Annotated in this window: 12 protein-coding genes; 9 read left to right on the forward strand and 3 right to left on the reverse strand. The window is 34.7% G+C overall.

Translation table 11 applies throughout. From position 1 onward, the window contains the following. Positions 1–115 precede the first annotated feature (115 nt). The 3 genes from ACRBBL_RS24505 to ACRBBL_RS24515 all read right to left on the reverse strand — a co-directional run bounded on the left by ACRBBL_RS24505 (position 116) and on the right by ACRBBL_RS24515 (position 2,031). Complete coding sequence (locus tag ACRBBL_RS24505; protein ID WP_431371735.1) at positions 116–337, reverse strand: hypothetical protein; 222 nt, start codon at positions 335–337, stop codon at positions 116–118. 121 nt (positions 338–458) lie between these two features. Next, positions 459–1,151: a hypothetical protein gene (locus tag ACRBBL_RS24510; RefSeq protein ID WP_431371736.1), complete on the reverse strand. Its 693-nt coding sequence runs from the start codon at positions 1,149–1,151 to the stop codon at positions 459–461. 202 nt (positions 1,152–1,353) lie between these two features. Continuing rightward, complete coding sequence (locus tag ACRBBL_RS24515) at positions 1,354–2,031, reverse strand: Crp/Fnr family transcriptional regulator (RefSeq protein WP_431371737.1); 678 nt, start codon at positions 2,029–2,031, stop codon at positions 1,354–1,356. Positions 2,032–2,135: 104 nt separating this feature from the next. On the opposite strand from ACRBBL_RS24515, the gene ACRBBL_RS24520 reads away from it, so the two are divergent. The 9 genes from ACRBBL_RS24520 (at position 2,136) to ACRBBL_RS24560 (ending at position 12,004) form a co-directional block, all read left to right on the forward strand. Continuing rightward, entirely contained in the window at positions 2,136–4,508 is a 2,373-nt protein-coding gene (locus tag ACRBBL_RS24520; RefSeq protein WP_431371738.1) for a heavy metal translocating P-type ATPase, read from the forward strand. A 171-nt stretch (positions 4,509–4,679) separates the two neighbouring features. Continuing rightward, positions 4,680–4,880 carry a cbb3-type cytochrome oxidase assembly protein CcoS gene (gene ccoS, locus ACRBBL_RS24525; protein WP_431371739.1) on the forward strand — a complete coding sequence of 67 codons (201 nt, stop codon included), beginning with the start codon at positions 4,680–4,682 and terminating at the stop codon, positions 4,878–4,880. 88 nt (positions 4,881–4,968) lie between these two features. Further along, positions 4,969–7,182 (forward strand): cytochrome-c oxidase, cbb3-type subunit I, encoded by a 2,214-nt coding sequence (gene ccoN, locus ACRBBL_RS24530; protein ID WP_431371740.1) that lies wholly within the window; start codon positions 4,969–4,971, stop codon positions 7,180–7,182. A 5-nt stretch (positions 7,183–7,187) separates the two neighbouring features. Next, entirely contained in the window at positions 7,188–7,376 is a 189-nt protein-coding gene (locus ACRBBL_RS24535; protein ID WP_431371741.1) for a CcoQ/FixQ family Cbb3-type cytochrome c oxidase assembly chaperone, read from the forward strand. Next, complete coding sequence (locus tag ACRBBL_RS24540; protein ID WP_431371742.1) at positions 7,373–8,323, forward strand: cbb3-type cytochrome c oxidase N-terminal domain-containing protein; 951 nt, start codon at positions 7,373–7,375, stop codon at positions 8,321–8,323. Before ACRBBL_RS24535 ends, ACRBBL_RS24540 begins: the two co-directional genes overlap by 4 nt. 19 nt (positions 8,324–8,342) lie before the next feature. Next, complete coding sequence (gene ccoG, locus ACRBBL_RS24545) at positions 8,343–9,767, forward strand: cytochrome c oxidase accessory protein CcoG (protein WP_431371743.1); 1,425 nt, start codon at positions 8,343–8,345, stop codon at positions 9,765–9,767. Between the two features lie 247 nt (positions 9,768–10,014). Beyond that, positions 10,015–10,461 carry a FixH family protein gene (locus ACRBBL_RS24550; protein ID WP_431371744.1) on the forward strand — a complete coding sequence of 149 codons (447 nt, stop codon included), beginning with the start codon at positions 10,015–10,017 and terminating at the stop codon, positions 10,459–10,461. Continuing rightward, the gene (locus ACRBBL_RS24555) at positions 10,462–11,163 is read left to right on the forward strand and encodes a sulfite exporter TauE/SafE family protein (RefSeq protein ID WP_431371745.1); all 702 of its coding nucleotides are present in this window, start codon (positions 10,462–10,464) and stop codon (positions 11,161–11,163) included. It begins immediately after the preceding gene. Between the two features lie 109 nt (positions 11,164–11,272). Continuing rightward, a complete protein-coding gene (locus ACRBBL_RS24560; RefSeq protein WP_431371746.1) occupies positions 11,273–12,004 on the forward strand; it encodes a hypothetical protein in 732 nt (243 codons plus the stop codon). Positions 12,005–12,094 lie beyond the last annotated feature (90 nt).

Consider the following 12,094-nt stretch of genomic DNA (forward strand, 5'->3'; position numbering starts at 1 on the left):
GACAAAACGATTGAAATTGTTACAGAAGCATTAGTAAATGAAATTTTAATGTTGGAAATCTACCTATATGGATTTGTAAAGCGGTTGATTTATAGAAATCAACCGCTTTTTTATATCATGTATACACGAAATCTCCGTCTATTCTATAAATAGTCGTTTCTTTTGGTGGCGGCGGAGGTGGTGGATCTGTATGCGTTGTTGCTGGTGGAATTGGATCTGCTGGTTCTTCGGTACTAGTTGATGAAGAAGTTTCAGTTCCTCCAGAAATTGTATGCAATACGTGTTGAGGAATTACATTTCCTGCTTGCTTGAAAGCTTCAAAGGAAGATATTTTCATTGTGAATTGAGTTTGATTGTGTCTACTCTAAAAGCTTTTCGACTTCCGCTACACAATAGTAAATAACTTCGTCTTTTAAATGGTTAGCTAATTGTTGAAATGACGATTTAAACTTCTGAATCTACTCTTCTTTCTCTTTCTTAAAGTTGAAGATCTTATTTGCGTCTAAATTCTGATCGTCAAACTCTAAATAAAAATCATGTAACTCTGATGCCTTTCTCACGACTTCCGTATGCAGTTTATTAAAGCTTATAGAATCACCAGTAATATCAAGACCTGTAGCGCAATAATTAACAAGTTTCTTTTGTAAATTGTCATAATTAATATACGCTTGCCCATTTCGGTGAATGCTTTTTTCTTGATCAAATGTACTTGCCGACAATCCGAAAAAAGAAGACAACGACGTAAATATCAGAAACAGTACTTTAACCGTCTGCGAAGTTCCTTTCCAACCTTCTTGCGTAATCACAAAAACTGTCAAAGCAGCAAGAATAGAGAAAAATAAAAACAAAGTCGTCGATGTAAAATGATAGGTATACAACTTTAAAAAAATAATCTCATGTTGTTCTTTATATTGTTGTAACGAATCGTTTAAAATTACCAATCTTTCGGCTTCCGTTTCACTAGTACTACTACAATTTTGAATGCCTTTTTCAGCATGTATAATGCTTACCGCATCCATTTTACTCATCAATTCTTTTCCTTGTTGATTGGCGTGTTTTCTTAAAAAGAAAATTCCAACAGCAGTTAAAATCACAATGATTATAATAATGATAATCGTTTCCTTAAGTTTTTGTTTATGAGTTGCGTCCATGGTGGTTGGTTATGATTTTCGATGGACTAAAGTTAACGAAAAGATCGAAATATGAGAAAGTCATCGCGTTAAGGCAAAATCAAGAAAAGAAATTAAATGTGCTAAAAAAGATAATTAAGCTCATCATAAAAGGAATTGAGCTTGTCGAAACATAGATGGTTGATTGAGTAACGCCAAGAAAGGTAACTGAGCAAGGTCGAAGCTACGAAACACGTTTCAAAGCAGTCAAATCTTCAACTTTAATCTGCTTACCTTTGGTTGAAATAAAACCTTCTTTTTTAAACTGAGATAAAATCCGAATAGCAGATTCAGTAGCAGTACCAACAATATTTGCATAATCTTCGCGCGAAAGAATTACCTGAAGCATGCCTTCATTTGAAGTACCAAAAGTATTGTAAATATAAATCAGCGCTTCAGCCAAACGCTGTCGTACCGATTTCTGTGCCATATTCACAATCACATTATCAGCTTCTCGCAAATCTTTGGCCATGTGTTGTAATACGTCCATTGTAAAATTGGAATTTTCATGCAAATCGGTCATAATTTCATGTTTCGGAATAAAACAAACCTGCATTTCACTCAAAGCCGTAGCACTCAAATTTGTAACTTCTTCACTTACCAATGAGCGTTGTCCCATCAAATCACCTTTCACAACCAATTTCACAATCTGATCCTTTCCATTAGCACTTAATTTGGTCAACTTACAAACACCTTCTTTAATGCAATACACACCATTTACATTTTCGCCTTCATCAAAAATTAATTGTCCCTTTTTAATGGTTTTGGAAGTTTTGCAACCAGAAATGCGAATCAACTCTTCTTTGGTTAATGATTTTAACGAATTAAACTGTCTAACAATGCACTGTTCACAATTGCTCATAGCGGAAAATTTAGCACTTATAAAAATACGGAAACTATGACAAATATCATATTTTAAAAGCAATTCATTTGTAACCTTTGTTACAGGTATAAATGAGCAATAATATGAACAAGACTACATGTTTTCATTGTGGTGATGAGTGTGCGTCAACAATCATTCAACTCGAAGAAAAATCTTTTTGTTGTTTTGGATGTAAAACGGTATACGAACTGTTTTCAGAAAATGACTTAGCGTGTTATTACGATATGGAAACTTCGCCTGGAGCTATTCCAAAAGAAATAGCAGGGAAATACGACTTTCTATCACAGCAAAATATCATAGATAAATTATTGGAATTTAACGATGATGCTATGCAAATAGTAACTTTATATATTCCGCATATTCACTGTAGTTCTTGTATTTGGATTTTAGAAAACTTACACAAACTCAGCGCAGAAATCACCGCTTCGCAAGTTAATTTTGGTAAGAAAACAGTCCGAATTACCTACAATGCTACCACTTTTTCATTAAAAGAAGTGGTATTGCTGCTCAGTAAAATAGGATACGAACCGTACATCAGCTTAGAAGATTACAGTACGGGAAAAAACAAAATCAATCGTACGCTCATTTACAAACTCGGAATTGCAGGATTCGCTTTTGGGAATGTCATGTTTCTGTCGTTTCCTGAATACTTTCAAGTCAACGGATTTTGGATAGAACAATACAAAACGCTCTTTCGTTGGTTAATGTTTGCGTTCTCACTTCCTGTGGTATTCTATGCAGCGCAAGATTATTTCATCTCAGCATACAAAGGCTTGCGTGAAAAACTCTTAAACATTGATGTGCCCATTGCTTTGGGAATTTTAGTCTTGTTTGTGAGAAGTTCTGTTGAAATTATATTTGATTTAGGAACAGGATTCTTTGATAGCCTCACGGGATTGGTCTTTTTTCTACTACTCGGGAAATTTTTCCAGCAAAAAACCTACACATTTTTATCTTTTGAACGCGATTACAAGTCATACTTTCCAATTGCTGTTACTAAAATTTTAAAAGGGAAAGAAACACCAACTCAAGTGTATGATATCAAAAAGGGTGATCGTTTGCTCATTCGAAATGAAGAACTCATTCCTGTAGATGGTATCCTAATCAATGGAAATGCTTCCATAGATTACAGTTTTGTTACGGGCGAATCGGAAACGGTTCAAAAACAATCTGGAGACAAAGTTTTTGCTGGTGGAAAACAAACATCAGGAATCATTGAAATAGAAGCAATCAAATCGGTTGAACAAAGTTATCTCACACAATTGTGGAGCAATGATGTTTTCGAAAAAAACAAAGAAGAAAGTTTTACAACCTTAACAAATACGATCAGTAAACACTTTACTATTACGGTATTATCTATTGCGGTTTTAGCTACTTCTTTTTGGTTGATTGTAGATGCTTCCAAAGCAATGAATGTCTTTACGGCAGTATTAATTATTGCGTGTCCGTGTGCAATTGCACTAGCGGCTCCATTTACGTTTGGAAACCTATTGCGAATCTTAGGAAAGCTTAAGTTTTATGTGAAAAACGCGAGTGTTTTAGAGCAACTTTCATCTATAAATACAATTATTTTTGATAAAACTGGAACGATTACATCCAACAAAAAAAGTACAGCAAACTACGAAGGTGAGCAATTAACTACAGACGAATCTACGTTGCTAAAAAGTACCTTGCGCGGTTCAAACCATCCGCTAAGCAGAACCTTATATGACATTTTAGACGAACAAAATATTGTCACACTCGATCATTTTGAAGAACATATTGGTAAAGGAATGACTGCGAGTTATCACGACAACAATATAAAAGTTGGTGCAGCGAAATTTGTGGGTTTTCAAGACGATTCAACCATATTAAATACGACAGTTCACATCAGTACAAACAATGCGTACAAAGGAAAATATACATTCTATAACAGTTACAGAAAAGGCATATCGAAACTATTCAACAACTTAAAGAAAAACTTCGATTTAGCCATTCTCTCGGGAGATAATGAAGGCGAACGCGAAAACTTAAAAAAGCTATTGCCTGCAAAAACAAAATTGATCTTCAATCAAAAACCAAATGATAAATTAGAATACATAGACTATCATCAAAAAGAAGGTGCAAAAGTATTAATGGTTGGCGATGGTTTAAATGATGCAGGAGCCTTAGCACAAAGTGATGTTGGAATCGCCTTGTCGGAAAATGTGAATGTATTTTCTCCAGCTTGTGATGCCATTTTGGATGCTTCAAAATTTGATCAATTAGATCAGTATATAAATGCTTCTAAAACAGCGATTAAAATCATTAAATGGAGTTTCGTACTATCGTTTATCTACAATAGTATCGGTTTATACTTTGCCATTACAGGACAATTAGCGCCTGTTATTGCAGCGATTTTAATGCCGTTGAGTTCCATTAGTATTGTACTATTTACAACGCTTTGCACATCAATCTTAGGAAGAAAATTGAAATAGCTTGCAGAAAACGTCAGTTCAAGTTCAGTTGAAAACGAAGTATCGAGAACAGCTTTGAAACAATAAATGAACACTGAGCGGAGTCGAAGTGGAAAATAAATCCAAAACATGATAAAAGTCATTTTTTAGGAAATCGCATCGCAGTAATTTTGAACCATAACTTCAATAGGTATGAGTGTTATATATGTTTTACTAACCATTAGTATTGTAGTAGCAGTACTCTTCTTTATTGCCTTTATCATGGCAGTAAGAAACGGACAATTTGACGATAGTTATACGCCATCGGTGCGCATGCTATTTGAAGATGAATTGGTAAAAAAAGAGTCAAAGACTTCGGGGCAATCCCACGAAGCATTCAAAGGAAACAATTAAAAATATTTCGACGCAAGCGTTGGAGCATTTAAATCTCGATTATCGAGGCAAAAAATAGAACTAACTACAAAAATAAATAGGTATTATTATGGAAATCCAACAGTTTTATTACGATAATAAAATCGTTAAAAACTTCATCTATGCAACCATAGTTTGGGGAATTGTGGGAATGTTAATAGGATTGTTATTGGCATTCTTATTCATGTTTCCAACTTGGTTTGAAGGTGTTTCATGGCTAAGTTTTGGTCGTTTACGTCCATTACACACAAATGCAGTAATTTTTGCCTTTGTCGGAAATGCCATTTTTGCGGGTGTTTACTACTCACTACAACGATTATTAAAAGCCAGAATGGCAAGCGATTTCTTAAGTAAAGTAAACTTTTGGGGATGGCAATTAATCATTGTAGGAGCTGCCATCACCTTACCTTTAGGATATACAACATCAAAAGAATATGCCGAACTCGAATGGCCATTTGATATTGCAATCGCTATCATTTGGGTTGCTTTTGGTGTCAACATGATTTGGACAATTTTACGAAGAAGACAACGTCACTTGTATGTTGCAGTTTGGTTCTACTTGGCAACATTTGTAACGGTTGCGGTATTACATATTTTCAACAGTTTAGAATTGCCAGTAAGTGCTTTAAAAAGTTATTCTGTATATGCAGGTGTACAAGATGCCTTAGTACAATGGTGGTATGGACACAATGCGGTAGCCTTCTTTTTGACGACACCATTCTTAGGATTAATGTACTACTTTGTACCTAAAGCAGCAAACAGACCAGTGTATTCATATAGACTTTCTATTGTTCACTTTTGGTCGTTAATCTTTATCTACATCTGGGCAGGACCACACCATTTACTATATACAGCATTGCCAGAATGGGCACAAAATTTAGGAGTTGCCTTCTCTGTAATGTTATTAATGCCTTCTTGGGGAGGAATGATAAACGGTTTACTAACCTTGCGAGGAGCTTGGGATAAAGTGCGAACCGATCCTGTATTAAAATTCATGGTGGTAGCCATTACTGGATACGGTATGGCAACCTTTGAAGGTCCATTGCTATCCTTAAAAAATGTAAATGCAATTGCCCATTTTTCTGACTGGATTATTGCCCACGTACACGTTGGTGCATTGGCTTGGAACGGTTTCTTAACCTTTGGTATGATCTATTGGTTGGTGCCAAGATTATTCAAAACAAAACTATACTCAAAAGCATTAGCAAATGCGCATTTCTGGATAGGAACTTTAGGAATCATCATCTATGCATTGCCAATGTACGTAGCTGGATTTACACAAGCATTCATGTGGAAACAGTTTGATGAAAAAGGTGATTTACTATACGGAAACTTCCTAGAAACGGTTACCGAAATTATTCCAATGTATTGGATGCGTGCTATCGGAGGATCGCTATTCATCTTAGGTATGTTCTTCTTAGCGTATAACATTGTGCTTACAATTGTTAAATCGAGAAACAAAGTAACGGATGAATTGGCTGAAGCGCCAGCATTGCAACGCGTTTCTAAAAGACGTACAAAAGGTGAAGGATGGCACACTTGGTTAGAACGTAAACCAATCAAATTGACCATTTATGCTACAATTGCCATCTTAATTGGAGGAATTGTACAAATAGTACCAACCATCATGATTGATTCTAATATTCCAACCATAACGGAAGTCAAACCGTATACACCTTTAGAGTTAGAAGGTAGAGACATTTACATTCGTGAAGGTTGTGTGGGTTGTCATTCGCAAATGATTCGTCCGTTTAGAAGTGAAGTAGAGCGTTATGGCGAATACTCAAAAGCAGGTGAATTTGTATACGATCATCCATTCCTTTGGGGAAGTAAACGTACAGGACCTGACTTACAACGTGAAGGAACTGACAAGTTGAGAAGGCTAGATGCATGGCATTACAAACACATGTACGATCCGAGGAAAATAGAAGAAAAATCAATTATGCCAGCATATCCTTGGTTGATTAGAGATGAGCTTGACAAATCGTCTACACAAGATAAAATGAAAGCGATGGTTACTCTTGGTGTTCCATATACGGATAAAGAGATAGAAGAGGCTTTACAATACATGGATGAACAAGCGCTTGGAATTGTTGAAAACCTGAAAAAAGATCCCGATTTGTTGAAATCTTTTGAAAAAGGGAGACAAATAGCAGCTGATGAAGGAAGAGAATTCATTGAAATAAAAGACCGTGAAATTGTAGCCTTAATTGCCTATTTGCAACGTTTAGGAACAGATATAGAAGTAAAAGATTCAAAAGAAGTAACAGCAACTAAAAAGTAAACATCATGTTGAAATATGTAAAAAATCATTTGGAAACCATTACGGGGATTGAGATTTATCCGCTGATTTCCTTAGTCATCTTCTTTACCTTTTTTGTGGTGCTATTTTGGTGGGTTTTTACTGCCAAAAAAGAATATATCACAAAGGTGAGTAATATACCATTAGACAATCCAAAAAATAACCAAACGTCATGAGAAATATAATTCCATCTTGGGTACGTGTACTCGTCATTTTTTTCCTAATAATGATAGGAATCGAATACTTTGTTGAATCTGGCGATAAACCGGCATTTCTGGAAAAACCGATGATCATGCTATTTTTAGTATTAGTATTACTCATCCTAATTGCCATTGAAGGAATTGTCGCAGCTGTTGAAAACACATTATTCAATAGTTTGGATGAAGAAGCCAAAGAACGCTATTTAACAGCTAAAAACGAAAAACCACGATTTACAAAACTCAAAAGGATCTACAATAAAATGGTAGACTCAAAACCTGTTGAGGAAGAAACCGAAATTATACTCGATCATAATTATGACGGCATCAAAGAGTTAGATAATAACTTACCGCCATGGTGGTTGTACGGATTTTATGCTTCTATGATATTCGCAGTTATATACATGTTTAAATACCATGTGTTTGATGGCGACAATCAATACATGGAATATCAACAAGAAAATGAATTAGCAGAACTTGAAAAAGAAAGATACAACGCAACTGCTAAAGATGTCATAGATTTTGAAGCTGTGACCTTACTTACAGAAGCATCAGATATAAGCACAGGAAAGCAAATTTTCAACAAAAACTGTATCTCTTGTCACAGAATTGATGGTGGTGGAGGAATTGGTCCAAACCTAACAGACAAAAACTGGATTTTAGGAGGAGGAATAAAAAATGTATTCAAAACCATTTCTCAAGGTGGACGCCCAGGACAAGGAATGGAATCGTGGACACGAAAAGGACTCAAAGCTTCGCAAATTCAGCAAGTAGCAAGTTATGTACTCACATTTCAAGGAACAACTCCTGCAGAAGGTGCAAAAGCTCCAGAAGGAGAAATTTGGGTAGATCCTGTACAAGAAACTGAAACTGAAATTGAAAAAGTTTCTGATTCTATAAAAGTAGTAACAGAAGAAGTCAACTAATTAGCTAAAAAAACACATTGTGGAAACGCCAGAAAACGAACGATTCAGAGATTCCATCGGAACTATAAATGAAGAAGGAAAGCGTGCTTGGGTGTATCCAAAAAAGCCAAGCGGCAAGTATTATGAGTGGCGTAAGATTGTTAGTTATATCCTGCTTCTCTTTTTATTTGCTGCTCCTTTTATAAAAATAAACGGAAACCAGTTTTTACTATTCAATGTGTTGGAACGCCGTTTCAATATTTTCGGATTTCCGTTTTGGCCACAAGACTTTCACATGGTTGTAATTTCCATGATTATTGGGGTCATTTTTATTACGCTATTTACAGTTGCCTTTGGCCGTATATTCTGTGGTTGGATATGTCCGCAAACCATTTTTTTAGAAATGGTTTTTCGTCGAATTGAATATTGGATTGAAGGAGACAGAGGAAAACAAATTCGCTTAGACAAGCAAAAATGGAATGCTGAAAAAATTAAGAAAAGGCTCCTAAAATGGTTTATTTTCTTGGTGATTTCTTTTGCAATTGCAAACGCATTTTTAGCCTATTTAATTGGTGGTGATGAACTTATTCAAGATATTTTAGATGGTCCTTTTAAGCATTTAGGCACGTTATTTCCGCTCTTAATATTTACTGCTGTATTCTACTTTGTTTTTGCTTGGTTTCGTGAGCAAGTATGCGTTATTGCTTGTCCTTACGGAAGATTGCAAGGTGTGTTACTCGATGAAAAATCGATTGTAGTAGCGTACGATCATAAACGTGGAGAAGGTGAAAAAGGACGTAAAAAATTTCGTAAAAATGAAGACAGATACGAATTGGGTTTTGGTGATTGTATTGATTGTTTTCAGTGTGTAAATGTATGTCCTACGGGAATTGACATTAGAAACGGAACACAGCTCGAATGTGTAAACTGTACCGCATGTATTGACGAATGCGATACCATTATGGAAAAGGTAAACTTACCAAAAGGATTGATTCGGTATGATAGTGAAGTTGGAATAGAAAAGAAACAAAAGTTCAAGTTTACACCACGATTAAAAGGATATACAGCTGTATTGGTCATTTTAATTGGTGTACTAGCAGGAATGTTAGTATTGCGAAATGACGTTGAAGCCAATATTTTACGCTTGCGCGGACAGTTATATGAGCGAAAAGCAAATGATATGATTAGTAATGTGTTTACATACAAAGTCATTAATAAAACAACGGAAGACATTCAGCATGTACAATTCAAAATTAGAAAAATACCTGGGACTGTAAAATTAGTATCTACAAGCAACGAATTTGTAATACCAAAACAAGGAATTGCGGAAGGAACGATGTTTATAGAAATACCTGAACATCAAATTGACAACGGGAAAAGAAATTTAACGATTGAAGTATATAGTAAAGATAAATTGATAGAAACCACAACGGTGAATTTTTCAGGACCTTCGAGTTATAACTAAGTTCTTGTGTAAATGGGAATCTCAGTAATAGATTTTGGGTCTTTGGTTTTGGGTGTTAGGTTGGAAAACAAGTAACGTCAATTCGAGTGGCGAATCTCTGATTCGTTGTATCGAGAACAGCTTTGAAACGGAAACTGCATTAAGGATTGAGGCATTGTTGAAGCTCCTCGAAGAGAGCGACTGCCGAAAGCCTGACCTCCATTTTTCATGGAGGAAATGCCATAAAAAATAGATAAAATAAAACGATATGAAAATAAATTGGGGAACAGGAATTGTATTGGCGTTTGTAGGGTTTATAAGCTTTATTATGTATTTCATTGTGAATATGAATGTGCAATCAAAGTACGATCATGATTTAGTGACCGATTCCTATTATGATGAAGAATTAAAGTATCAATCGGATATTGATAAACAACGAAATGCACTAAAACTAACAGAAAATATAAGCTCAAAATTAACAGCTTCGGGTGTTGAAATTCAGTTTCCAAAAAATCTCATATTCAGTAATATAAAAGGAAAAGTGTTCCTATATCGACCATCAAACAAACAATTTGATTTCGAAATTCCTATTTCGTTATCTAATCACACATTGCTCATACCTGACAATCGTTTGTTGGGTGGTCGTTGGAACATAAAAATCGATTGGAGCTATAACAATACAGACTATTTATTTAAAGAAGAAATAACATATTAGATGGTTTTTGCAGGTTTCATACTAGGATTATTAGGAAGTTTTCACTGCGTAGGCATGTGCGGACCTATTGCTTTTATGTTGCCTGTAGATCGTACAAATAGCTATAAAAAAGTAGCGCAAATTTTACTATATCATATTGGGCGATTGCTTTCGTATGCAACCATCGGATTCATTTTTGGTTTGCTAGGAAAAAGCATTTATATCTTCGGAATGCAGCAACGTTTATCTATCGCCATTGGTGTTTTGATGATTGTAGTAATTTTGATTCCGTATAAAACCTTTAGCAAATACAACTTTTCAAAACCTGTTTTTAGAATCATTTCTAAAGTCAAATCGAGTTTAGGAAAACAGTTTAAAAAGAAAACGCTTGATACCTTTTTTACGATCGGATTTTTAAATGGGTTTTTACCTTGCGGATTGGTCTATATGGCAGTTTTCGGAGCCGTAGCAACAGGAAGCATGCTTGAAGGAAGTGTGTACATGATTTTCTTTGGTTTAGGAACAATTCCGTTAATGACAACTGCTATTTACATTGGAAAATTCCTTACTACATCCATTAAACAACGCATTCAAAGAGCAATTCCAGTTTTTGTAGTAATAATTGGTTTGTTGTTTATTCTTCGCGGATTAGGTTTAGGAATTCCATACATTTCTCCAAAACCAAATGCTGGTATGGTGACAAATACAATGAATTGTCATTAAACACATCTAATTTTTTTTGGGAAATAAAGAGCGTATTAAACGTATTGGCAACCTTTTTGATGTTAGTTCGTAATTATTATAGTTTTAAGAATAATTAAAAATCAACACCATGAAAAAAAACGTAACTCTATTATTATTAATTCTTTTCACCTCGCTTTCTTTTTCACAAAAAAAGAAAGTTGCGGTAGTGTCATTTTACACAGATAAAACAATTGATTTTACAGACTTAGGTATAGGAAATGAAGAACTCATTACTAGCATTGCCAACTTAAGAGACAATCCTGATTTTAATTTGACTCCAATATTAGAGAAGTTTCATAAAGAATTTTTCAACGAATATTCAAAAAAGTTTCCATTCGAATTGCTTCCAGAAGAAGAGGTTTTGACAAATGCAGCCTATATAAAATTTCAACCGAAATGGGATAAGTCTGAAGAAGAACTAACAAGATATATTGTGTATGATGGATATAAATATATTTATGAAGGTTTTTTAGGGAAAAAGAACGAGGAAGGAATGGCAAACATATTTAAAGAAAATGCAGATGGAGTGCTGTTTGTTGAAATCCATTTTAGTTTGGTAAAAGGTTTTGGAATTGGAGGAACTGCTTCTATAAAAATGAAAGCATATTGCAGAATGGCATTATATAATAAAGACGGTAAAAAAGTATTTGCTATTAATGAATCTGCGAAATCTAAAAAAACGGCGGTGATGGTTGGAGGAATTCCTGCAATGAGTCCTAAAAAAATACTTCCAATGTGTGAAAGTGCTTTGGATAGATTGATGAAACACTTGGATAAAAGGCTAAAGAAAATTGCAAAAAAAGCAGACAAAAAATTATAAAATAGTATTTCGAAAATCCTTTAAATAAGGATCATATCAGCATATAAAAAGCCCTTTTTTAAGGGCTTTTCTTTTTAAAAACAATATAGA

This window comes from Kordia sp. (assembly GCF_050633145.1).
In the GTDB taxonomy this organism is placed as follows: Bacteria; Bacteroidota; Bacteroidia; order Flavobacteriales; family Flavobacteriaceae; genus Kordia.